The 23,597-nt window shown below is 63.0% G+C and carries 23 protein-coding genes and 2 pseudogenes; 15 read left to right on the forward strand and 10 right to left on the reverse strand.

The genetic code is table 11. The annotated features are described in order from the left end of the window. Window positions 1-83: 83 nt before the first annotated feature. Entirely contained in the window at window positions 84-1,358 is a 1,275-nt protein-coding gene (locus tag PALO_RS00155; RefSeq protein ID WP_015581956.1) for an aspartate kinase, read from the forward strand. A 7-nt stretch (window positions 1,359-1,365) separates the two neighbouring features. Then, complete coding sequence (murJ, locus tag PALO_RS00160; RefSeq protein WP_187290327.1) at window positions 1,366-3,186, forward strand: murein biosynthesis integral membrane protein MurJ; 1,821 nt, start codon at window positions 1,366-1,368, stop codon at window positions 3,184-3,186. Window positions 3,187-3,271: 85 nt separating this feature from the next. Here the strand turns inward: murJ and PALO_RS00165 are convergent, their stop codons facing one another. The 8 genes from PALO_RS00165 to arsD form a co-directional block, all read right to left on the reverse strand. After that, complete coding sequence (locus tag PALO_RS00165) at window positions 3,272-4,831, reverse strand: polysaccharide deacetylase family protein (RefSeq protein WP_417033824.1); 1,560 nt, start codon at window positions 4,829-4,831, stop codon at window positions 3,272-3,274. A gap of 155 nt (window positions 4,832-4,986) precedes the next feature. Further along, window positions 4,987-5,919 (reverse strand): permease, encoded by a 933-nt coding sequence (locus PALO_RS00175; protein ID WP_015581959.1) that lies wholly within the window; start codon window positions 5,917-5,919, stop codon window positions 4,987-4,989. Continuing rightward, a complete protein-coding gene (locus PALO_RS00180) occupies window positions 5,916-6,782 on the reverse strand; it encodes a TIGR03943 family putative permease subunit (protein ID WP_004809637.1) in 867 nt (288 codons plus the stop codon). The genes PALO_RS00175 and PALO_RS00180 overlap by 4 nt, the downstream gene beginning before the upstream one ends. Further along, the gene (locus PALO_RS00185; protein ID WP_015581960.1) at window positions 6,779-8,272 is read right to left on the reverse strand and encodes a polysaccharide deacetylase family protein; all 1,494 of its coding nucleotides are present in this window, start codon (window positions 8,270-8,272) and stop codon (window positions 6,779-6,781) included. The genes PALO_RS00180 and PALO_RS00185 overlap by 4 nt, the downstream gene beginning before the upstream one ends. A 189-nt stretch (window positions 8,273-8,461) precedes the next feature. Continuing rightward, a complete protein-coding gene (locus PALO_RS00190; protein ID WP_004809635.1) occupies window positions 8,462-9,586 on the reverse strand; it encodes an alpha/beta hydrolase in 1,125 nt (374 codons plus the stop codon). A gap of 327 nt (window positions 9,587-9,913) precedes the next feature. Next, a complete protein-coding gene (locus tag PALO_RS00195; RefSeq protein ID WP_015581961.1) occupies window positions 9,914-10,468 on the reverse strand; it encodes a hypothetical protein in 555 nt (184 codons plus the stop codon). A 181-nt stretch (window positions 10,469-10,649) separates the two neighbouring features. After that, window positions 10,650-12,419, reverse strand: a complete 1,770-nt coding sequence (gene arsA, locus PALO_RS00200; RefSeq protein WP_015581962.1) for an arsenical pump-driving ATPase — start codon at window positions 12,417-12,419, stop codon at window positions 10,650-10,652. Between the two features lie 26 nt (window positions 12,420-12,445). Next, window positions 12,446-12,856, reverse strand: a complete 411-nt coding sequence (arsD, locus tag PALO_RS00205) for an arsenite efflux transporter metallochaperone ArsD (protein WP_015581963.1) — start codon at window positions 12,854-12,856, stop codon at window positions 12,446-12,448. Between the two features lie 95 nt (window positions 12,857-12,951). On the opposite strand from arsD, the gene PALO_RS00210 reads away from it, so the two are divergent. The 7 genes and pseudogenes from PALO_RS00210 to PALO_RS00230 all read left to right on the forward strand — a co-directional run bounded on the left by PALO_RS00210 (window position 12,952) and on the right by PALO_RS00230 (window position 17,600). Beyond that, window positions 12,952-13,296, forward strand: coding sequence for an ArsR/SmtB family transcription factor (locus PALO_RS00210; RefSeq protein WP_023032027.1), 345 nt, complete (start codon window positions 12,952-12,954; stop codon window positions 13,294-13,296). A gap of 965 nt (window positions 13,297-14,261) precedes the next feature. Beyond that, a pseudogene (locus PALO_RS13065) lies at window positions 14,262-14,818 on the forward strand (ABC transporter ATP-binding protein). A 258-nt stretch (window positions 14,819-15,076) separates the two neighbouring features. Continuing rightward, window positions 15,077-16,024 carry an IS3 family transposase gene (locus tag PALO_RS00215; protein WP_080634278.1) on the forward strand — a complete coding sequence of 316 codons (948 nt, stop codon included), beginning with the start codon at window positions 15,077-15,079 and terminating at the stop codon, window positions 16,022-16,024. 234 nt (window positions 16,025-16,258) lie between these two features. Further along, window positions 16,259-16,411: a hypothetical protein gene (locus PALO_RS12430; protein WP_154647469.1), complete on the forward strand. Its 153-nt coding sequence runs from the start codon at window positions 16,259-16,261 to the stop codon at window positions 16,409-16,411. 55 nt (window positions 16,412-16,466) lie between these two features. After that, on the forward strand, window positions 16,467-16,718 hold the full coding sequence (locus tag PALO_RS00225) for a hypothetical protein (RefSeq protein ID WP_015581967.1): 252 nt from the start codon (window positions 16,467-16,469) through the stop codon (window positions 16,716-16,718). Window positions 16,719-16,981: 263 nt separating this feature from the next. Then, entirely contained in the window at window positions 16,982-17,065 is an 84-nt protein-coding gene (locus tag PALO_RS12655; RefSeq protein ID WP_237726254.1) for a ribbon-helix-helix protein, CopG family, read from the forward strand. A gap of 220 nt (window positions 17,066-17,285) precedes the next feature. Continuing rightward, the gene (locus PALO_RS00230) at window positions 17,286-17,600 is read left to right on the forward strand and encodes a hypothetical protein (protein ID WP_004809623.1); all 315 of its coding nucleotides are present in this window, start codon (window positions 17,286-17,288) and stop codon (window positions 17,598-17,600) included. A 119-nt stretch (window positions 17,601-17,719) separates the two neighbouring features. On the opposite strand, the gene PALO_RS00235 is transcribed toward PALO_RS00230, so the two are convergent. After that, a complete protein-coding gene (locus PALO_RS00235) occupies window positions 17,720-18,631 on the reverse strand; it encodes an ISL3 family transposase (RefSeq protein ID WP_342341413.1) in 912 nt (303 codons plus the stop codon). A gap of 181 nt (window positions 18,632-18,812) precedes the next feature. Continuing rightward, a pseudogene (locus tag PALO_RS13115) lies at window positions 18,813-19,112 on the reverse strand (hypothetical protein); the annotation flags it as partial. Between the two features lie 1,019 nt (window positions 19,113-20,131). On the opposite strand from PALO_RS13115, the gene PALO_RS00245 reads away from it, so the two are divergent. The 6 genes from PALO_RS00245 to PALO_RS00270 all read left to right on the forward strand — a co-directional run bounded on the left by PALO_RS00245 (window position 20,132) and on the right by PALO_RS00270 (window position 23,514). Continuing rightward, window positions 20,132-20,497 (forward strand): hypothetical protein, encoded by a 366-nt coding sequence (locus tag PALO_RS00245; RefSeq protein WP_144295886.1) that lies wholly within the window; start codon window positions 20,132-20,134, stop codon window positions 20,495-20,497. Window positions 20,498-21,043: 546 nt separating this feature from the next. Next, a complete protein-coding gene (locus PALO_RS00250; protein ID WP_004809617.1) occupies window positions 21,044-21,424 on the forward strand; it encodes a hypothetical protein in 381 nt (126 codons plus the stop codon). Between the two features lie 136 nt (window positions 21,425-21,560). After that, window positions 21,561-21,875 (forward strand): hypothetical protein, encoded by a 315-nt coding sequence (locus tag PALO_RS00255; protein WP_004809616.1) that lies wholly within the window; start codon window positions 21,561-21,563, stop codon window positions 21,873-21,875. A gap of 120 nt (window positions 21,876-21,995) precedes the next feature. After that, window positions 21,996-22,517, forward strand: a complete 522-nt coding sequence (locus PALO_RS00260; RefSeq protein WP_015581972.1) for an ImmA/IrrE family metallo-endopeptidase — start codon at window positions 21,996-21,998, stop codon at window positions 22,515-22,517. Window positions 22,518-22,592: 75 nt separating this feature from the next. Beyond that, window positions 22,593-23,138 (forward strand): Panacea domain-containing protein, encoded by a 546-nt coding sequence (locus PALO_RS00265; RefSeq protein WP_015581973.1) that lies wholly within the window; start codon window positions 22,593-22,595, stop codon window positions 23,136-23,138. Between the two features lie 64 nt (window positions 23,139-23,202). Continuing rightward, window positions 23,203-23,514 carry a type II toxin-antitoxin system death-on-curing family toxin gene (locus tag PALO_RS00270; protein WP_080634279.1) on the forward strand — a complete coding sequence of 104 codons (312 nt, stop codon included), beginning with the start codon at window positions 23,203-23,205 and terminating at the stop codon, window positions 23,512-23,514. Window positions 23,515-23,597: the final 83 nt, after the last annotated feature.

Here is a 23,597-nt window from a genome sequence, read left to right on the forward strand (position 1 = left end):
CGGGGCGCTCCCGTCCTGACCACGGAGGGGTCGCTATCTGACGCCGGTTAGACTTTGGTCTGCCGAGCCTGGCAGGAGGGTTGATGACGCGAGTCGTCCAGAAATTCGGTGGGTCCTCGGTGGCCGACGCAGCATCGATCAAGCGCGTGGCGCGCCGGATTGCCGCAACCAAGCAGGCTGGTAATGACGTCGTCGTCGTCATCTCCGCCATGGGTGACACCACTGACGATCTCATGGATCTGGCCCTTGAGGTTTCCCCCCAGCCGGCTCCGCGAGAGCTCGACATGCTCCTGACGACCGGTGAGCGTCAGTCCGCTGCGTTGCTGGCCATGGCCCTGTCCGACCTGGGCATCCCGGCCCGCTCGTACACCGGCTCCCAGGCTGGTGTCATCACGACCGCCGCCCATGGCAATGCCCGCATTATCGACATCACTCCTGGACGCATCGAGAAGTCCTTGGAAGCCGGTGACGTCGTCATCGTCGCGGGATTTCAGGGTGTTTCGCAGACGACGAAGGACGTCACCACCCTCGGGCGTGGAGCCTCCGACACCACCGCGGTCGCGCTCGCGAGCTCGCTGGGTGCCGATTTCTGCGAGATCTACTCCGACGTCGACGGGGTGTTCACCGCCGACCCGCGCATCATCACGGGGGCTCGTCGCATCCCCGAGATCTCCTACGAGGAGATGCTCGAGATGGCCGCCTGTGGCGCGAAGATTCTCCACCTGCGTTGCGTCGAGTACGCCCGCCGTGAGGACGTACCGGTTCACGTGCGCTCCTCGTTCTCCGACAAACCCGGCACCTGGGTCAAGGACCTTGCCGACATCACGAAGGGATCTGACATGGAAGAGGCCATCATCTCGGGTGTGTCCCACGACCGATCGGAGGCCAAGATCACCGTCGCCGGGATCCCTGACGCGGTGGGTCGGGCTGCCCAGATCTTCGACATCGTCGCGCGCGCCGACATCAACATCGACATGATCGTCCAGAACGCCTCGCGAGTGATGAACGGTCGCACCGACCTGTCGTTCACCCTGCCGATGAGTGATGGCCCGACCGCCGTCCATGCGCTGACGGCTGCCAAGGACGAGATCGGGTACGAGCAGATCCTCTACAACGACCAGATCGGCAAGGTGTCCGTGGTCGGCGTGGGCATGAGGTCCCACCCCGGCGTCACCTCGACCTTCTTCCGTGCCTTGGCCGACTCCGGCATCAACCTGCAGATGATCTCGACCTCCGAGATTCGGATCTCGGTGGTCGTCGATGCCGATCAGGTCGACGAGGCCGTTCGCGTTGCCCACACTGCTTTCGGACTGGACACTGAGGGTGAAGCCGTCGTCTATGCCGGGACCGGCCGCTGAGGCGACGATGCCCCAACCCCACGACGACGTTTACGATCTTCTCCACCTTCCGGAGGCAGCCCCGCCGGTCGACGTCTATGACAGTCTCGACATCGACGCCGTCACCTTCGGCGCCGATGTTTCGACCCGCGTACTGACCCATCTGGACGCCGATGAGGACGTCGATCGCACTCGAGCCATTCCTCGGATCGACGCCCAGGTTCGACCTGCCACCGGCAATGTCCCCGCCGAGGGGTCGCTGCGTCGCGCCAGCATGGTGATGGCGGCCGGGACGATGGTCTCGCGAGTCCTCGGATTCGTGCGTACCTACCTGCTCACCGTCATCGCCGCTGGCACCTCACTGGCTCTTGACGCCTTCCAGGCCGCCAACACACTGCCGAATGTGGTGTTCATCCTGCTCAGCGCAGGAGTTCTCAACGCCATCCTCATTCCGCAGATCACCAAGGCCATGAAGCAGCCTGACGGTGGCCAGGAATTCGTCGACCGATTGCTGACGGTGTCATTCGCGTCGGTCCTCGTCGTCACGGTGTTGGCAACCGTGGCCTCGCCGTGGCTGCTGGATCTCTACTTCTCCTCCAGCGGGGCGACTCGCCACCTGACGGTCTTCTTCGGCTTCATCTGTATGCCGCAGATCTTCTTCTACGGCCTTTACGCGATCCTCGGGCAGGTCCTCAACGCGCGAAACCAGTTCGCCGCGTTCATGTGGAGCCCGGTGCTGGCGAATGTGGTGCAGATCGCTGGTCTGGTGTGGTTCCTGGTGCAGTTTGGTGCTCACCCGGATCCGGCCACCTGGACGTCGGAGATGGTCTGGGTGCTGGCTGGTACGACGACCCTGGGCATCGTCATTCAAGGGTTGTTCCTCATCATCCCGTTGCACCGCGGTGGTTTCCGCTGGCGGCCTCGCTGGGGTGTTCGTGGCTACGGGCTGGGAGCGGCCGCTCGTATCACGGTGTGGACCTTCACAGCACTGGTGATCGCCCAGCTTGCCGGCATCATCATGAAGAAGATGCTGTCCCATGTGCGCCTGGTGCACCCCGAAGTGTCGTCGTCGATCAGTGCCTACGACAACGCCTTCCTCATCTTCATGCTGCCGCAGAGCTTCATCACGACGTCGATTCTCACCGCTCTGTTCCCGCGGATGAGCCGGGCCAATGCCGATGGCAATGACACCGCTATGAAGAAGCTGCTGCGACAGGGATTGGAGATGCCGGCCCTGGCGATCATTCCGTGTTCCCTGGCGATGGTCGTGCTGGCTCGCCCCGGTATCCAGACGGTCTTCTCCCTGGAACCCAGCCAGATCGATGCGCTCGCCTGGGCCGTGGCGATCATGGGTATTGGCCTGTTGCCCTTTGGTATCACGACCCTGCAGCAGCGCTACTGCTTCGCCCGTGAGGACGGCAAGCTCAACCTCATCATGCAGACAGTCACCACCGTCACCCAGCTCGTCATCCTGGTGACGATGTTCATCTTCCCGCCGCAGGGAGCCCTGCTCGTCGTGGCAGCGGCCCAGACCATCGCCAACCTCGTGGGAGCGACGGCGTGGATCGTCGTCGCCTCTCGTCAGCTTGGCGGGATTGGCATGGGAGAGGTTCACCGACTGTGGCTCAGGCTGTCCCTGGCCTCCATCATTGCCGCCATCCCGACCTACTTCGTCGCCCATGGCATCGACGCTGCCGGACACGGCGCCTGGATTGGCCATGCCGGTGGAACTTTCGTTGGTGGGGTGCTCTTCGTCGCCATCGTTCTCGGGATGGCGAAGGTGCTGCACATTGACGAGGTCATGGACCTGCTCAGGCCGGTCGTGCACAAGGTTCTCCGCAAGGCCTGAGCGGATCAGAGGGTTGTGAGGGAATCCGAAAACTCGCGCCTCAGAGATTCATGGCCTAAACCAGCGGTTGATGGTGGTCTGTGCCTTAAGAGGCTGCGCAGCCGAAACCGCTCTGGTTGACGGCAGTGCCTCGGCAGTAGGTCTTGCCGGCCTCCAGGCCACCGGTGTTGACCGTCAGCTCGGAGACGGTGACGAGGGTCATGCCCTTCTTGCGCAGGGCGTCGATGAGGCCGCTGGTGGCGTCAGCCGTCGAGGAATACGTGTCGTGAAGCACGATGATCGGCTGGGTGTACGTGGTCGCATATTCGGTCACGGTCTTGGTGATCCTGGTCGCGTCGCGGTCCTTCCAGTCGTTGGAGTCCGCCGTCCAGTTGACCATTGCGAGGTTCTGCTCGGCCATGGTCGCATCGACCCGCTCGTTGTGCGCGCCGTACGGAGGACGAAAGAGCATCGTCGGACGGCCGGTGAGCTTGCCGAGGGAGGTTGCCGCGTCAGTGATCTCGGAGGCTCGTCCCTTGGGACCGAGCTTCGTCAGGGTCTGGTTGCTCGTCGAGTGGCTGCCGACCTCAAAACCTGAACCGGCAAGGAGTTTGGTGGTGTCCGGGTGCGCGTCGACGTTGGTTCCCAGTTGGAAGAAGGTGGCTGTCGCCTTCGCTGACGACAAGCTGTTCGCGACCTTGTCCGTGGTGTCGGCGGGGCCGTCGTCATAGGTCAGTGCGACGCATTTCTCGACGATGCAGTCGACGCCGATCGCCGTCGAAGGATGCGTGGGCGTCCCGGTCGACTTGGTGCCCGGGTCGCCCGGAAGAGGTTTGGTGTTGGGAGAATCAGCCGGCTTCGGGCTGGTCTTGAGCTTGGCGACCCAGGTCACGTCCGCGGACGCCGTGCCGGTGAAGGGAGTCGGGTGCAGGGATGCTCCCAACGCCTTCTGGCCGAGCCCGCTGAGCATCGGGGAGATCGTCTTGGAGTCGATCATGACGGTGCGCTGCACCGCGTCAAGGGCTCCGGCGGGGAAGCGGACGAGCATGTCTCCCCTGCTGTCGAAGGACAGGGCAGGCCCAGTCCCGTAGGGAGCCTGCGGCTGCTGAAGGGCGGCCTCTGCCTTCTTCGCGTCGAGCCCGCCAGCCTTGGCTACCTTGACGACCTGCTGGCTGAACTTTGGCCAATCGGGCCAGGAGATGAGAGCACTGGCCGACAGGGTTTGCTTCATCGTGGCGTCGTACCACAGAGTCGTCGTTGCCTTGGAGGTCTTGTTGTCCTTGGTGATCTCAGCTTGGAGTTCCACTCCGAGCAGATCAGTCGTCGACGAGATGAAATGACCGGTCATGGTCACCTTGGAGGCTGACTGCCAGGCGGATCCGCGCAGGGTGCGCTCCCGGACGACCTCGATGGCCTGGTTGAGATTGCGCGCCTTGGTGATGGTGGGCACCTTGACGGAAATCTCGGACGGCTTCTCCAAGGACGTCGTCGTCATTGACGCCCCCGACACGTTGCCGGTGGCGATTGAGGTGGACCTCAAGCTGGAACGGACGTCCGAGGGCGAGGACTCGGGTGTCCCGTCATCGTGAGAGCAGGCTCCAAGAGGGAACAGGGCCACCAAGGCGATGGCCAGGGCTCGAATCGAGCGGCGCGGGGAGGCACTCACGCTCTTAGATTAGGGCGGACTTCATGCGGGAAAGAAACACAACGCCGGGCGTGCCTGACATTCTAGGTGAGTTCTTTGGATTCTCAGCTGATCTCGCCTCCTTGTGCACAGTGTCCCGTTCGGAAGAGGCTGCGGTGAGCATCAGCGCAAGGCCCTCAGGAGGGGAAAAGCACTGTGCCGATGAGGAGAGCCGAGAGGAAGCAGCAGCACGCTGCGAGGGGGACGAACCGCCTCAGGAACCCGGCTCCGAAGGCTCCACCCTCCATCGCCATGAGTTTGACGTCGACGACCGGCCCGATGGCCAGGAAGGCTAGCTGAGCGGTGGGGGAGAAGCTCGTCAGGGAGACGGCCATGAAGGCGTCGGCCTCCGAACACAGTGCGACGATGACGGCCAACAGGCTCAGCACAGCAGCCTCGAGCAGGACATTGCTCGTCAGGGCCTGCATCCAGGCAGTTGGGACGAAGACCTTGACGGTGGCGGCGATGGCGGCGCCGATGACGAGGAATCCGCACGACTGGATGAAGTCATGGGCCAACTCGCTGCGGAAGGTCTCGGCCATCGTCGACAGTGTGCGACGTCCCGGGGCATGGCCATGGATTCCGCAGGAGGCTTCCTCCACAGCTGATCCTGCTGACCCGTCGTCGACTCCGCGTAGTGGACGTCCCAACCAGATCCATCCCAGGCCGATGAGGACGGCAGCGAGCAGCCCGGCCATGAACCGGGCCAGGGCCATCTTGGGGGTGACGGTGTAGGCAATCGCGGTTGCGGTGATGACGACTGGGTTGATGGCGGGGGAGGCCACCATGAAGGTCAGCGCGGCGGCGGTCGGGACCCCTGCCCTCACCAGGGACCTGGTCATGGGTACGGAAGCGCACTCACAGGCAGGAAGAGCAATACCGGCGAGACCAGCGACCGGAACGGCCATGGCGGTGCGGCGTGGCAGGAAACGGGCCAGGGCGTGTGGTTTGAGGAAGGCCGTCAGCGTCGACGAGATGACCGTCCCGAGCAGCAGGAAGGGCAGCGCCTGCAGCCAGATGCCGACGAAGATGACGAGCCAGGCATTGGCCTGGGGTGGCAGCTCGCTCATATGTAGGGGTTCTCCGGGACGGGGATCTTCTCGAAGCGATCCACCTTGAAACGGGTGTCACCGTTGGCAGAACTGGGCAGATAGGTGCCGGTGACGCGGATCCACGAGCCGCCGGCAGGACGCGACGGGGCATCGACCATCGTCGTCATGAAGGGCAGGGCGTCGGCGACGCAGCACCACATCTTGAGCCGGGCGAGGACCCAGGCGTGGTCGGGGTCCTCAGGTGCGGCGCTGACGAAGCCGATCATCGTCAGCTTGCGGCCCTTGAGAGTGGCGATGCCGCGAGAATCGTCAGCTCGTTGCACGTAGTCATAGATGGTGAGCTCGGCCGGATTGCCCTTGAGAGCAGGCCAATGCTGTGGCGGTGGGCCCATCGGGCCGTTACGGTCCGAGCCGATGTTGTCGCCGCCGTTGTCGTATCCGCCGACGGTTTTTCCGGTCTTGGGATCGATGGCCACCGGGGACACCGACTTGGGTGCCTTGGGCGGTCCGTCGTTCCACGAGTCCGAGAAATCTTGGTCCGGGGATGGGCTGGCACTGCGGACTGCCGGACGGTAACTGGCGGCCCCCAGCAAGGACAGCGGCTGCAGCGGGACGAACATCCCCAGCGCGACGGGGGCGACGATGAGCATGCCGATCCGATTTCTGTGGTGCCCGGCAGTGTTCGGGTGGCGCACTGCCCGGACGAGGGTCCACAAACCCATGATCGTCAGGATGGGGCATGCGATCCACAGCAACGTGGTGATGATGGTGCCCACGAAGAGGTGTACCCGGCCACTGATGAGCAGCTGGAATCCGAGCGCGGCACAGGCCAGCAGGGCGAGGCCCTCCCAAGCCGTGCGCGCTCCCGGTTGGATTCTCATCCCTTGCAGTTGTAGCCGCTCTGTTCCTTGACCGTGCCGTTGCAGTAGGCATGGCCAGCCTGGTAGCCGCCGGTGTTGAGGGAGATCTCGCTGACGCTGACGATCGTCTTGCCCTTGGCCTCCAGATCCTTGTAGATCCGCGGGGCGGCGTCAATCGATGCCTTCTGGATATCGTGCTCGAGGACGATGGGTGCGGTGTAGGGCAGAGCCGTCATGACATTCTTGTACGTCATGTCAGGGTTACGGTTCTTCCAGTCCTCGCTGTCGATCTGCCACTGCATGATCGCCATGCCGTTCTCCTTGGCGACCTCGTCGACGGTGTCGTTGTGGGCGCCGTAAGGCGGACGGAAGAGCAGCGGGGTGGCACCCGTGAACTCCTTGATGAGCCGGGAGTTGTGCTCCAACTCGCGACGAATACGGTCGGGGGTCTTCACCGGAAGATTCGGGTGGGTCACCGTGTGGTTGCCGATCTCCATGCCTGCGGCGGCCACCTTTTGTGCAGTTTCCGGGAATGCCTTGATGCTGTTGCCCATCTGGAAGAAGGTGATCGAGAGCTTGAACTTCTTGATGGTGTCGAGGAGTTCCGGGGTCATCGCGCTGGGCCCGTCGTCGTAGGTGACGGCGACGCAGTGCAGTACCCGACAATCCGGACCGACGGCCGTAGAGGGGCGAGTCGAGGTGTCGGTGGACTTGAGGGACTCGTCGACTGGCTGCGACGTCGTCCCAGTGAACTTGCCGGGATTCGTCGATGCCTTCTGGGCCTGGGTGCCGAAGCTGCTGAGCATTCCCCTGGCCTTGTCAGACGATACGACGAGGGTGATGGGATGGTCGCTGAGGACGCCTGAGGCGAAGGTGGCCAGGAGGTCACCGTCATGGTCGAAACCGAGGGCGGGGCCGTTGCCGTACGGGGCGGACTTGGCCTTGGCGGCCGTGGCGATCTTGCCGCCGTCGAGGGACTGGTCCTTGCCAGCTTCCTGCAGGGCCGTTGTCAGGTTGGCCCACTGGTCAGCCTTGACGAGTGCCGGGGAGGAGTACGACTGCTTGGCCCCAGTCGAGTACCAGACGCTTGCCGGGATCGTCTGCTTCTTTCCCTTGACGGTCGTCGTGTTGGTCACCAGAACCCCCAGGACGGCGTCGCTGGAGGCGATGATCTGGGAGGTGACGTTGACGTCAGAGGCGTCCTGCTGCCAGGAATCGCGCAGCATACGGCCCTTGATGACCTCGACCGCCATGCTGAGGTTCCGTGCCTTCGCGAAGCGGGGGTAGGTGGCCCTGACCTTCTCCGGGGCGGCCTTGAAGGTGATGTCAGTTGCGCCGGCCCGTGCTGCGGGGATCTTCGTCAAGGTGGCGTCGACCGAGCCGGAGCTCGGGGATCCTCCTGACTGGGCAGAATCCTTGGGCCCATCGTTCGAGGAGCAGGCACTCAGGGTCAGGCATGCCGTGAGTGCGACGACAGCGACTCTCCGAGTAAGGGAAGGCTTCAGCAACATGAGGGAGACCTTACAGCGTATGTTCGGATCCCCGAAAATGGGCTTGCCGTGTCGCGAGGGAAAAGGACCAGACTGCGCTGTGACGCCACTGTGAGGGTAATCCGTCACTGACTTATGGGCTGCACAGACACAGCGGTTGGGTCGGTCTTGTTCCGGCCCAACCGCTGTCAGGAAATCACAGGATGAAGGTCACTTGTTGTGGGCGTCGATCCAGTTGATGATCGTGTCGTCGACCTGATCCTTGACGGGCTCGTTGATGGTCTCGTGCATCAGGCCCTTCCACTGGATGACCTTCTTGTCGGTGGATCCAATGGCGTTGTACCAGTTGGTGTCGAAGTAGGCCGGGACGATGCCGTCGTTTGCGCCGTGCATGATGAGGGTCGGCTCGGTGAAGGACGGGGCGTTGAAGGCGTTGTAGGTCTGGGCCACCCCCATCTGCTTGACCATGCCGAGGCTCATGTACTTGTTGTTGTACGGATCCTTCTTGTAGTCCTCGACAACGGCCGGGTCGGTGCAGACGCCGCTCGACAGCGGGTTCGTGAACTGGATGAAGGCCTCAGCGACGGTCGAGGGCAGGTGAATCGCCTTCGGGTTGCGCACGGCCTGGGTCAGCAGGATGCCGTTGAAGCTGGTGAGCTTCTCCATGGGCAGCTTCTGACTGATGGTCGGATCGGCGTTCTTCTCAGCCTCGGTGAGGTCGTGAGCCGTGATGATCTCGGGCTCCTCGGTGTCATGGCCCCACGGGTTGACGGCGATGCCGCCACCGTTGCTCACGATGCCGTCAACGGTGCCCGGGTACTTGGCGCCGTAGGACTGCACGGCGAAACCACCCATCGAGTGGCCGAAGAGGAAGACTTTCTTGCCCTGGTTCTCCTGGTGGGCAGTGCTGACGAACTGGTGGACGTCATTGACGAGGTTGTGCCAGTCGTCGATGTTGCCGCGCGGGATGGTGTTGTCGACGTAGGGACGAGCGCTGCGTCCGTGTCCGCGGTGGTCGAAGCGGTAGGTCGAGTAGCCGGCGTCATTGAGGCGTTTGGCCAGGTAGTCGTAACGGCCGGAGTGCTCAGCGGCGCCATGGACGATGACGACTGCTCCCTTGGCGTTCGGGACGATGTTCTTGCGGAAGAAGAGCTTGGTACCCCAGTGATCGGTGCTGGTGACGTAGCCGGTGATGAGCTTCGGCTGGGCGGAGACCGCGGCCACCGGGGTCGAGGCATTGTCGGCAGCGAGGGCGGGAGACGCCGTCATGGAGACCCCGGTGATGGCCATGGTGCCGGCGATGGCCAATGCGCTCATTTTCTTCATAAAGATCATGTCCAAGCTCCTTTGCTCTGAAATGGCTAGCCGTGCGGCTCGTGTCGTGAGACTAGGGGGCGCGGGTTCATTCGGCAGACCTGTGAACGTGTGCACGTCTGGAATTGGTCAGATGGTCGCGGAGCAAATGTGATTCGTGCACAGCCGTGCGGACGCTGGACGGTTGAGCCCTTGGCGGGCGGGGATGGTGGATCGGGGCGACGATATTGTCGATGGCAACGGGTGGTGATGCGACCAGATGGGGCTGCAGGATGATCCTGCAGCCCCATTAATGCCAGGCGACATGAGTCACACGGTTGCCTGGCTCAAGTTATTCACAGTTTGGATTCAGCGCACCTGGTTGGCGGGAACCCAGGCAGCGGTCTGGATGTCACCGAGGTGGCCGACGTGCTTGGTCTTGCCGGGCAGGTTGATGGTGAAGCAGACCTTGGCCTTCTTGAGGTTGGCGACGATCTCCTGAGCCAGCGGCTTCAGGTCGCCAAGGTCGGAGGTGTCGCCGAAGGCCTTGCGCGCATTGTCGGCGACGATCTTGACGACCTTCTTGACAAGGGCGGTCTTGTCGGTCAGCAGAGCAGGGTTCTTCAGAACGGTGCTGACGATCTCCTTGGCGGAGTCGACGGTCACGGCCTTGGTCTTGGCGGTGCCATTCTCGATGAGGATCTTGGCGATCTTGATCTCGGTCTGGTGACGCTCGTGGGCGTTGTTCTTGAGGCAGTCGAAGTCGATCTGGACCGGCAGCTTCGAGGTGTCGATGGCGGTGACGGACGGAGCAAGGGTCGGGGCGGGGGTGGCGTCGGCCGCGTGGGCCGGGGCGGCCATGAGAGCGGTTCCGGTGGCGAGGGCGGCAGCTGCGCTAGCGGCGACGAGGCGATTCTTGATCATGGGTGTCCTCCTTGCGTTGGTCGGCACCTGGTGGGGGTGCATGTGCCGGCTGAGTCCGGCTGACAACAAAAAGGTAAGAAGTCACGCCCCAGTCGGTCCACCGCGCGGCGAGGTTGTTGCACTTTCGTCTGATGAAAGGAAACGAATGGTCACTGTGATGGGGAACCTGGACAAGTGGCCGTCAGGAAGGATCCTCCGTCCCTGAAGCGAGAGCCGCGAGGTGTGCCTGGCCAATGGGTTCGTTGGCTAGGGCTGGTACGACAGCCCAGCGGGTGGCCTGTGCGGTCACGTTCTCAATCTGGGTCACTTCGTCGCGGGCCCGACGTCCCAGGAGGGCGCTCGTGGGGTGGGCGGCTGCCAGCGAGTTGTTGACGACCCATGCCCAGGGGTGGATGTCGGCGCGGGCAAGGTCCGTCACGAGTGCCGTCGCCTCAAGGACCGGCGTGGTGTCCGGCAGGGTGACGATAATGATCTTGGTGTGCTCTGGATCCTGCAGGCACATGAGTGGGGTCGTCGTATGGAGACGCTGCGCGGAATCCATGTGACGCAGGACGTCCCGGTGGTACGAGCCGGTGGCGTCCATGAGGAGAAGGGTGTGGCCGGTTGGGGCGGTGTCTATGATGACGAACTGATGACGGGCCGTGTTGACAGCGTGGCTGAACTCCTGGAAGACCGCGATTTCCTCGGTGCAGGGGCTGCGTAGGTCCTCGGCAAGTGCGGCTCGTCCCTCCTCGTCGAGGCTGCTTCCTCGGGTTGCCATGACGCGCTCGCGATAGGCCTGGGTCGCCCTTTCGGGGTCAATGGAGTCAACCGTCAAGCCAGCCATCTCTCCAGCCAGTGTCGCGGCAAGGTGAGTTGCTGGATCACTCGTCGTGAGAAGGACCTTCTTCCCACGACGAGCCAGTTCCGTCGCGATGGCGGCAGCGATCGTCGTCTTTCCGACACCGCCCTTGCCCATCGTCATGACGAGGCCGTGATCCTGGCTGGCGAGGTCGTCGACGAGTTCGTCGAGACCAGGCTGCTCGGGCAGGTCGACGATGACGTCGTCGGGGGAGCGATGGGCCTCGTCGCTGGTGAACATGCGGGAAAGAGCGTCGACGCCGATCATGGTCGTCGCCTTGAGGGGTATGTCGTCGCGTCGAAGGGCAGCGAGACCGGCTGGCATGGCCTCCAGGGCCGCGTGTTCGCGTTCCTCAATGGCGTGGTGGAGGGGATCGGCGTCGTCGGCATGGGGGAGAAGGCCGTTGATGACGAGGTGCGAAGCCTGGATGCCGGTCTCGGCGAGCTCTGTGAGAGTGCGGTTCACTTCGTGCAGGCTCGACGGCTGGGCCCGTGCCACGAGAACGAGGCGGGTGACATCGGGGTCCGTGAGGGCCTCGACTGCAGCTCGGTAGGTGTTTTTGCTCTTGTCCAGACCAGACATCGGGCCCAGGCAGGAGGCATCGCCCCTGCCGGCATCGAGGTAGGCGGTCCAGTCGCCGGGTAGCTGGAGGAGGCGAATGGTGTGGCCGGTGGGTGCGGTGTCGAAGATGACGTGGTCGTAGCCGGCGGTACGAGACGGATCAGCCAAGAGGTTGGTGAACTCGTTGAACGACGCGATCTCAACAGTGCATGACCCGGAGAGCTGTTCGGTGATCGTGGCGATCTCGCTGGGGGGAAGGATGGCGCGCACCGGGTCAATGATCCGATTGCGGTAGGCCTCGGCCGCTTGCTCCGGATCAATCTCGAGGGCGTCGAGTCCGGGGACGGCGTCGATCGGGGTCATGCGGTTGCCGATCGTCTGGCCAAAGACGTGACCGACATTGCTGGCAGGGTCGGTGCTGATGATGAGGACTCGTTTGCCCCGGCGTGTCAGTTCGACCGCGGTGGCACACGCGACGCTCGTCTTTCCCACTCCGCCCTTCCCGGTGAAGAAGATGTGACGAGGGGCATCGTCGAGGAACTGGACCATCGTGATCTCCTGACGTTCTGGTGTGGTCAGCAGCAACCGGAGGACCGCTGAGAGTCCCCGCAGCAGGACGTGGATGTGCCGTGATCTGAGCAGCAGTCCTCAATGACGGGAAGCTCGACATGTGGCGAGGTGTCAGTGTGGCCGGCCCAGCGCAGCATCTCGTCGCGGCTGGGGTGACGACCGGTGAGGACGGTGACGTCGTCGACGAGGGTGAGGGGGAGGGCCTCGGAACCTGCGGTCTGGAGGAAAGTGACGACGACTGGGTTCTCGGTGAACCGAGTTGAGTCGGTGGCGAGGTTGGCTCGCTGCACGTCGATTCCCTGTGCCTGGAGGGCGTTGACATCGGCGGTGAAGGTCACGAGTTCCTGGTCGACATCGGCGCCGCATACCCCGGTGTTGCAACACAGTGCGGGCTCGTAGACACGGATGGTGGGCATCTGGACCTCCTGCGATCACATTGATGAGCGTCTATATGTTGATAGTAGGAGGTCGTATTGATGGGCGTCAATATGGCGACGGTAGGATTATCGGCATGAAGACGACGCTTCCAGTTGTGTCGGCCGACGATGTGTGTGAGCCCGACTCGTCACCTCTGCCGGTTTCGCGTGCCGAGGAGCTCTCCGTCGTGGCAAAGGCGTTGTCGGATCCAGTGCGGTTGCGCGTCTTCCACCACATCGCGGCGAACAGTGGCGCCAGTGTGTGCGCCTGCCATCTCGATGGCCTGTTCGGGGTGAGTCAGCCGACGCTGTCCCATCACCTCAAAAAACTCGTGGAAGCGGGGCTCGTCGACAAGGAAATGCGGGGACGATGGGCTCATTTCACGGTGCGGCCAGAGGGGTTGGAGGCCTTTCGTGCCTTTCTGGCCGATCTTCCCTGATCCCGTTTGAAGAACCCTCATGGCAAAGAGTGTTGTGGGTAGGCCACGGAGGATGTAGCTCATATTTCCCTCAGCGCACCGTTGCCGGATGGACCTGATTGGTGCCCTGGGGCTGGCGGTCGTTGTGACTGGAAGTGGGACGTACGTATACGGGGGCGCCCATGACGGGACAGAGGTCACCCTTCCTGCCAAGTATCAAAGGGGAATGGATCGTTTCGAATCGTTGGCTGTGTGCAAAAAACCACTCAAGAATGTCGATGGATCATCTGATCTCGCAGCATCGGTTGAATGTGATGTCGCCACCGGGCGACTTCGTCTTGTTTTGTCGAGCGACTCTAACTATTTGTCCTCGCTGCAGGAGTATCTATGTGCGCTCGCGGATGGAGATCAAAATCACCCAGTAGCCCTACCGGGGATCATTCACATGCTATATCCGGGTCGGCAACTATCTGCTCGTCTCGCTCGCTCCAAGTGGCAGTGGCGGAAAGATGGATTCTTCCGATATTCCGTGTCTACCGAAAAAATTGTAGAAACAAGAGATCATGAAACTGGAATGATGTGTCCTGGCCGTACGTCAGGATGTGTTTTGTCGTGCTCAGTAGTAGCTAAGCATGCTCTGTTCTGTACTTTCGGACGCATATCGTTGTATTTTCGGATATATATCAAAATCTCTCACTTTCAGGGTGAGGGTGTTCTATTAAGCTCTGCGTATGGGAGAAGGCCATTCTCATCAATGGGATTCCCTAGAAAGAGAGAATTGTGAAGGTGGATAAGGTCGTCCTCCATGGCGTTGGGGCTGGCTGCTATATTTCTGAGCCACGAACGGTTCCTGCTGAACAGGTTTCGAAGGGACGAGAATGATTGCTGCGGTTGGAGTGTCCAAATCCTTCGGTGTTGGTGCGGGTCGGGTTGAAGCGCTTCGAAGCGTAGATATTGAGTTTTCGTCGTCGGGTCTACACGCCGTCATGGGGGAGAGCGGATCGGGGAAGAGCACGCTGATCAATCTGCTCGCCGGTCTGGACGTCCCCGATGCCGGGGAAATTGAGGTGAACCGTAAACGTGTCTCCGAATTGGATGAGGCGGCACGGGCTCGGCACCGGCTTGAACATGTGTCGGTCATTTTCCAAGACAACAATCTCATCGCGGAGATGACAAACATCGAAAATGTGGCCTTACCACTGTGGGCACGTGGCCAAAACCGTGCCCAAGGTCGCAGGGCTGCTGAGGACGCCTTGGCCCGCCTTGGGATTGACCAACTGGGTGACCGTCGGCCGTCAGAGGTGTCGGGGGGTCAGCGCCAGCGCGTGCGTGTCGCCCGTGCGTTGGCTGGGGGCAACGAGTTCTGTTGGCCGACGAACCAACCGGGGCGCTGGACTCGGCTAACTCGCAGGAGCTCTTCAAGCTCTTCGCCGCTCTGGCGCACGAACGGTCAATGTGTGTGGTGGTTGCCACCCATGACCCGATCGCGGGCCGATTCTGCGACTCAATGACAGTGCTGCGCGATGGGCAGATCATCAAGTGAGTCACAGTCTGAACATCGCACTGTTGAGGATTTGGAGTCGCAACCGCAGCCGCTTCACCGCGGCAGTGCCGTTGCTGGCTGTGATGGCAGCGGTCGTGGCGTTGTACATCGCTGTGTCGTCTTTCGCGCTCAGTGGTGCTCAGGTTGCGGATCGCGAGCTTGGCCCAAGTGGCGCCTCCGTCGTCATCAATCAACCGCGGTCCACCCGCTACCCGGATCCTGCTGTCTTGAAGGCGATGACGGGGGCGGGCGCCAAGAATGTGCGCCTCGCCGCGTACGGATCAGATTTCCAGATTGACGGCCTTCGCACCACGGGGTTGTCGACCGGTCTGCAGGGTCCTGACCAGCTCAGGCCTGCACGTCGCCCCGTCCGGCTACTACGCCGCCCGCAACCGCCCGCCCTCGCACAGGGCCGTGTCGGACGCGGTGGTCGAGAAGCGCCTGCAGGCGCTGCGCGAGCAGCCCTTCAACGCCACCCTGGGGTCGCGCAAGACCTGGCGCCTCCTCAACACCACCGAGCCGACTCTCCCAGTGGCTCGCTGCACCGTCGAGCGGCGCATGCGGGCCCTCGGGATGGTCGGCATCGGGCCGGGACGCTCGATCCGTACCACTCGGCCCGCGGCCTGCTCACGCCAGCCTGCGGACCTGGTCCGCAGGGACTTCACCGCCGAGCATCCCAACCTGCGGTGGGTCGTGGACTTCACCTACGTCCGCACCTGGTCGGGGTTCTGCTACACAGCCTTCGTGATGGACCTCTACTCCCGCCGGATCGTGGGGTGGTCGACCTTCAGCCGGATGGACACCGACTTCGTCCTCTCAGCTCTCGAGCACGCCGTGTGGCAGCGCAAGGACCGTGACGGGCGCAGCCTGGCCGGGCTGGTGCACCACTCGGACCACGGATCGCAATATCTATCGATTCGCTACACCGGCCGCCTCCTGAGTGAAGGCATCGAGGCGTCCACCGGCGCTGTGGGGTCCTCCTACGACAACGCGGCCGCCGAGGCACTGAACAAGTCCTACAAGCGTGAGCTCGTCTGGACCCGATCATGGAAGGGCCGAGACGACCTCGAGGCCGCCACCGCCTCGTGGGTCGAGTGGTACAACCACACCCGACCTCACCGCACCAACCCCGACGAGCTACCACCAGCCACCGTTGAGGACCGCTACTACGATCACACCACCACGCCGGCGAGCGCCGCCGCGTGACTACTCACCCTCCACAAAACCCGGGACGATCCACTCGTCATGCCTTGTGCGGTGCGGTTCAATGACATTTTTCTGTCATCACTGTGACGGCTGTCTGCCACGTCGGTGCTGACGTCGGGCGGGGCACAGCGGGGGATCGGGGGAGCCCGATCCGGGAGAACGACTGGATCAGCGCTCATCCGAGCCCGTTCTGTGTTGTTCCACTCTGTTCTGTCATCCCAGGAGATCACCATCATGGACACCCGCACGACCAGCTCCACTGCACCGTCCGCATCGACCACCTCTGAACTCGACGCGCTCATCGTGGCCACCGACATCCTGCTCGACGACGCTCTGCCGACAGGTGTCCAGGGCCTGCTCGTCGCAGGAGTCCTCACGCGCGTCTGAGATCGTGCGGTATACCGACAGCCGTGCCTGTGGGGTCCCAGGAGCACCGATCGTCATGACTGTCCTTACTGGCGCTGCTGGCCACACCACCCTCACCGCTGCCAGCTGGGACCAGGTCCGTCGCGACCCGGAGCTGGAGGCCGTTGACCTCGCCCTGCACATCCTCGGCGGGAGAATCCCTCAGCACGTCGTCCGCGCCGAGCTGTCCCCGACCGTCTGGCTGGCAGTCCTGGCCCAGACCGATGCCGGCATCGCCACCATCGAGCGCGCCGTCATCGGCGGGCGCTCGGTCCCGGTGGCCCGCTGAGACCCGTCCCGACCATCATCATCAAGGAGCACACCATGGCATTCATCGGATCGTCACTGCTGGAAACGCGACCGATCCCACCGCCCCCGACTGGGACCAGATGGCCGACTGGGCTGAGTCGCGGGCTCCACTGACCGACGACTCGAGCCCCACGCTGACCGGGGAACCAGCCCGGCAGGCCCAATGTGGGGGCCGACCACGCCACCGGCGCCGGCCAGTCCTGTGAACGCGCCACCTGACTCGACGAGCAGACCGACGTCGCACTGGTCGCCCGGGCCCGCCGCGAGCACAAGAGCGTCTCAGCAGTCATCCGCGACGTCCTGCGCACCGAGCTCGCCAAGTCCTGAACCTCAGAAGTCCCAGCAGGGACCTCCGGGATCGGCCGGCGAATCGGGACCGCGGGGATGGTCGATGTCGCCTTCGCCGGCCAACTCGTCAGCGGCATGTCACATCGCCTTCATGACCTCCTCCAGTGGTCCCCGTTGCAGCAGGGGAGAGTCACCCCACTGAACCTGCCAGTGCCCACATCTAGTGTTTGTGCCCCAGGGACAAGGACAGAAGTGCGGCATGGTGATGCTGTTCAACGATGAGGAGACGGTGGCACTGCCCGAGGGCGTGCACCTGGAGCACATTTCGGTGATGACGGTGCGCGCCAGGGGATCGAAGGCGTCATGGAAGGTCTTGGCCGGCGACCAGATCATCGGCCGCCTGGACCGCTGGATCACCGCCAGGGGTATGCGGTTCTACTCGGCGATCGCTTGCCATCCGACCACCGGGACGCCCATCCGACTGGAGGCCTCGTCGGACATGTCTGAGCGGATCGAGCTCATCCTGCGAGCGTGGCACGACCCAGAGAGCTGTACCCCGCACTCGCCCTGGTGAACATGTCTGATCCACTTTCCCCTTGACACGCTGAAGCGGAGCGCTCTAGTCAATTTCGCATTGACGGACAAGGGTTGTCCACGGAGGCTAAGATTCAGCTTGATTAAAGGGGCTCTTCGTCATTCAGCGTGGTTTGGTTGTCCTTGCTTGACGAGTTTCGGGGGTTGGCGGTAAGGGCGTTGTCCGGAGGCTGAGGCGAGGATCCGCAGGCGGTAGTTGTCGAAGTTGCGGAAGCCGCGGGCGATGCGTCGGGTGGTCTCGATGACGTTGTTGATCGCCTCGGTGGGGCCCGCGTTCGAGCGGTCGGTGTGCCAATAGGCCAGGATCTCCCTCTTCCAGGCTTTCAAGGTGCGCCCCAGCCTGGCGACCTCAGGAATCGGACAGTCCTTGAGAGCATCGATGAGGGTGACCATGTCATGGGAGTCGCTCTGCTGGTAGGCATCGATCAGCTTCTGGTAGACGGTCCAAGTGATGGTCACCTCCCAGTTCGGGTCGCCTTCTTGGAGGAGGGCATCCAGCTTGGTCGCCATCTTCTCGGTGAGGTGGTTGGCGCCGGTGAGGAGGAGTCTCCGAGCCCGATACAAGGGGTCTTTGGCGTGTCCCCTGCGCCCCAGGGTGTCCTGCTGGGCTCGGCGACGCACCTCGTCCAGGGCCTGACTGGCCAGCTTTGTCACGTGGAAGATGTCGACGACCATGTCCGCCTCTTTCAGGGTCGCTGAGATGGCGTTGGCGTAGCCCCTGTAGGGGTCGATGGCAGCGATGCGGATCTTGCTCGCGAACTCCTTGCCTTGGGAGGCCAACCAGTCCTCAGCGACCGCTCCCGAGCGCCCGACCTGGACATCCAGGAGCCTCGCGAACGGCTTCGTCTTCCCGTCCTTGCCTCTCTTCGGTCTGGTGTGGTCCACGACGCCGGTGATCATCCGATTCTTGTGGGGCCCGGAATGACGCCACACGTGCTCGTCGAGGCCCGGGGCTTCCACGCTGGCCTGGTCGCTGATCTCCTTGAGGCGCTCCTGGAGGGGTCCCTCGATTGCCTTCTACAAGGTGCGCCACCCCACCCGGAGGTCCCGGGCCAGGGCGGAGATGACAACGTCTCGGGTGAGAAGCTGGTTCACAGCCCAGGTGATGGCTCGGGTCGTGAAGTGCTTGCGGGGTGGAGCCAACTGCGTCTCTTCCCCCCCACGAGACCTGGGGGCAGGAGTGTTGCCTGCACCGCCAGGTGCGCCTGGACCACACGAGGAGGACAGGGACACCGAAGACACCGATGTCGTGGAGAAGACGTTGTTGGCGACCATCCGCCACAGCCTGGACCCCACAGGCGGGGCAGAGCACTCCCCCAGGGTCGGTCTCGACGTTCAGACGCAGGCCCGCAGGTGAGCGGTCCACACGCGTGACGTGGAAGCCGGGGAGGTCAGCGATGGCATCAGCGAGCGTGCAGTAGCCGGGATGAGTGCAGGTAGTGTGGAACACGGTCGGGGTCTTCTTCGAACGGGTCGTTTGAGCACTTCCCATTCAAGAAGGCCCCGACCCTTCTCACCAGCACCGACACACCCCTCTCACCACCCCACGACACTCAGGCCAGCCTCACCAAACCACGCGGAATGACGAAGAGCCGTCAAACCCAGCCCACGCCCTCGATTGTGATGAGCTCCGAGATCAGCCAGTGAGGACAGTGGTGCAGTGGATGTACGGGACTTGAGGATAGCCACACCTCCGATGGAGGATGACATGGTGAACAACGCAAGTAAACTCTCGGTCATGGCGATCGGATCTCTTGTTGCCATATCGATCTATTCCACTCCCGCACAAGCCGCGCCCGCAACTACTCACAACGCGTCCCCCGTGGCAGAGTCCTCCACGATATCGGCGGTTGCCGCGAAACCATTACCAGAGAGTGTCTCTCCGGCTGAAATCAATCGTCTCAATAGTACGCTCAATCCCTCGACCCCTAAAACCATGTCAGCATCTGGCGTCCCAGGAGGGTACCATCGCCCACCTGGGCAGCGGCTCAATAATTATCGATTCAAGTCTTCCAACATTTACTTCGGCAACTATCATTGCGTGAACAAAAACTGCACGCTTAGTTCGGAAGTTCAGGCAGTGTGGCAAGAGAACATACAGGGAGGCTCGTCAAAGCGATGGACTCTGACCACGGTCGCCACGACATTCAAGGCCGGAGGTCCTCGATGGTCATTGCGGTACGGGTATTCTTGTGGTGTGAATGTCTCCCTTTCCGCTGATCATACGTGTCGTTACGGTGCGTCAGCGTCGGGAGTGTCGGGCGCACTGACATCTAGGAAAAATTACTCCTGGAATTTCGAGAATCGGAGTTCTGGAGTGAATTATCCAATGTTCGCGCTTACGGTCAAGTGGACTGACGGCGTCACTCAAACGAACCGTATTCGTGGGTGGGATGTCTGCAACGGAAAGTCGGTGACGCTGTGCTCCAGCTCTGGAACCTGAACAAGGGTCGGATCTTCTGGTTCAGAGGGATTGATGGACCGGTCGAGTTGTCCGACAGTGATCCAGCCATGACCGCTGTGGCGCGCAACGCCTCGGGCCGGTGGGCCATCGCAGCGCTAGGGCCCATCAGTGATCTGGCCGCGCCGGCCTATGAGCATCAGGATCGGGACGAGTTCATGGGCACCATTGAGGGCCTGCTCGAGTGGCTTGATCTCGAATGCGATGATGCGGTCATCGCCGAAGTGGCGCGCTATTTCCACCGGGACAACGTCTCCTGTGCCGAGCAGTGGAATCGCACTCCGCCACATGCGACGACTGTCGTCTCCATGGACGGGGAACCCATTCAAGCCCATGTGTGGCGATTCCCGGGTGCCTCGGTGCTCGCCATGGACTATCACACCCTCGTCGTCGCTCTCCTCGTCGAGCACGAGTAGAGATCCCCGATAGTTTATCACAATCGAGGGTATGAATGGGGTGTGAGCTCAGCCGGCGCGTCGGTTCTTACGTAGGAGTCGAGGCCCTCCGAGGATGAAGATTCCTCCACCGCTGATCGGGAATGCCTCAACGTGTATAACCCTGCCTTCGCGGCCCCTGATCTGATGAGCTTTGCCGTCGTGATGAACTCTGGATTGTGGCTGTCGGGCAGCGCCTCAAACCGCGAATGGTGGTGATTGAGTGTCGTATCGAAACGCTGGACCAATGGGTGCGTGAAGGGCGTGACGCGGGACTCGGTGGTGAGTCGGCTGGCACGAGCCGTTTGGACATCGGCGCACGACGCTGCTGATCCGTGTGCGGCACAACAAGTACTCCGGGTGCGACAGCAGGACACCACGGCTATCGCACCAATGGAAGCCGGTGCTGACACAGTGGCTCGCCGCCCGTCCCAGGTCGTGGTCGAAGCGGATTGAGGTGGTCGCCACCGCCGGTTTCGCAGGATTCAAGACCGGTGCGGTCGAAGGGCTCCCCAACGCGTCCCGGTCATGAACCCGCTCGACCGCATCGCCACGATAGTGCGGCGCATCACGGCCTTTATCGCCTCCGTCGGCCCCGTGGTCGCCGACGGGTTCCACTTCGATCCCGACGGTTACACCGAGACCGTCTCCCAGGGCGACGGGGACCTGCCCACCGCCGACACCCTGTGGGACATCAAGGTCTCCAAGAACCCGCCGACGAAGGAGAACACCCTGCAGCTGCTCATGTACTACCTCATGGGCCACCACTCGGGTCAGGACATCTTCGGCATCGTCACCTGCATGGGCATCTTCAACCCTCGGCTCAACACCATCTACCGGCTGCCGGCCGCCGACATCGATGCGGACACGATCGCGGCGGTCAGCCACGACGTCATCGGCTACCGGTGAGGTCGGCGGCATCGGGCATCACCGGCTCCTGACGAGCCCCTGGCCCCGCCGGGGGAGAGGCATCCGCACCGAACCTGTCAGTGCCCGCATCTAGTGTTCGTGCCCCAGGGACAAGGTGAGGCGAGGACTGGTCAACATGGTGATGCTGTTCGACGACGAGGAGACGGTGGCGCTGCCCGAGAGTGTGCACCTGGAGCACATGTCGGTGATGACGGTGCGCGCCAGGGGGTCGAAGGCGTCATGGAAGGTCCTGGCCGGCGACCAGATCATCGGCCGGCTGGACCGCTGGATCACCAGAGGGGGCATCCGGTTCTATGCCGCGACCGCCTACCACCCGACCACCGGGACGCCGATCCGGTTGGAGGCCTCCTCAGACATGACTGAGCGGATCGAGCTCATCCTGCGGGCCTGGCACGACCCCGAGAGCTACACCCCGCACTCGCCCTGGTGAGACCGGGCCGGACCCGAAGACTGCGGTATGTCGGTGTACCGGCACAGCCGGTCCGGGTGATCGGGGGACTGCGCCTGCTGGCGCACCATCGTCCACCAGGAAGGGGGACCGCCCCATGACATGACCGGACTGACCACCGACGACCCCGACAGGGCCGCCCGCCAGATCCTGGAGACCACCATCGCTACCGGAGGGGCGGTCCGGGTGCCCGTCGACGTGACCCGCGTCGCCTGCCGCCTGGGTCTGGCGGTGGAGCGCAGGCTCCTGGAGCCCGGCGTCGACGGGCTGCTCGTCAAGCTCGAGGGTCAGACCCGGTTCCGGGCCGTCGTCAGCTCGCGCTGCGACCTCGATCGTCGCCGGTTCGTCCTGGCCCACGAGATCGGTCACCACGTCCGCGAGCACCAGGGCCCCTGGACCGGCGAAGCCGTGCTCGGCCGCGTGGAACGCCACCGGGAGCTGTCGATGATGCCGGTGACCACGACGGATCCCGATGAGAGATGGGCCGACGACTTCGCCACGGCGCTGCTCATGCCGGCCGGGGTGGTGGCCACCCTGTGGTCGACCGGCATGGACCTCGACGTCCTGGCCCGCAGGCTCGGTGTGACGCCCGCGGCACTGACCCTGCGCCTGACGCGCCGATGAGTACGCGTCCGTGAGACAGGGGTCCGTCATACAATTGGTATTGAGAAACGAGTCCGACGCTCGAGAGGGGGGATCATGGTCACACCACGAGACGTTGCCGACTACATTGCCGGGACGGGATTCACCCTCACCGGTGAAATGCAGCTGCAGAAGCTGCTCTACTACGTCCAGGCATGGTCCCTGGCCTGGGACGGATCACCAGTCTTCGACGAATCGATCGAGGCATGGAACGACGGCCCCGTACTCCGGTCGATCCGCCACGTGGATCTCACATCGCTCGGTCACCACGTCCCGACCGATCTCACGCAGTCGCAGCGGGCCACCGTCGACGCCGTGCTGCGCCACTACGGCAATCACGGTGGGAAGTACCTCAGTGGAGTCACCCACGGTGAGAAGCCGTGGAGACAGGCCCGCCAGGGACTCGCCGCTGATGAGCCAGGAAGCACACCGATCGATCCGGCGACGATGATGCGCGAGTACAGCACCCAGGCCGCACAGGGCAGGGGACCCACACGCCGGGCCACCTTCACGGCGGCCGATCATGACCGTGCCGATCTTCTCCACCGTGGTGCTCGGATCAGCAGGCAGTGGTCGCGAGCCATGGCGCTGCTCGCCCGGTGACCGAACAACTGACGTATGAGGACTGCTGCGACCTGTACGAGCAGGACATTCTGCAGGAGCACTGCTGAGACCCGATGTCCTCTCGTCGGCGGTGGCTGCTCCATTTGCAGTGTTCGATGGCCACGAGGCGTTCCCCACGTTGGCGGCGAAGGCCGCTCGTCTGGCGTTCGGTGTCGCGGAGGCCCAGGCATTCGAGGACGGCAACAAGCGGTTGGCTCTGGAGTCAGCCCTGCTGTTCCTGGAGATCAACGGAGCAGTGCTCGACATGAGTCAGGACCATGCCGCACACCTCATATGGTCGGTGGCGACAAAAGACGTCAGTCTGGATCAACTGATCATCGAGTTCAGTTCCTGCATCACGATCAGCACTGTATGACCCACATGACATCAGCCCACCAGCACATGTGCTGGTGGGCTGATGCGTCTGTGCCGGTATCCAGTCGCCGGTACGGGCCGCCA

It is taken from the genome of Cutibacterium avidum 44067, assembly GCF_000367205.1.
Classification (GTDB): Bacteria; Actinomycetota; Actinomycetes; order Propionibacteriales; family Propionibacteriaceae; genus Cutibacterium; species Cutibacterium avidum.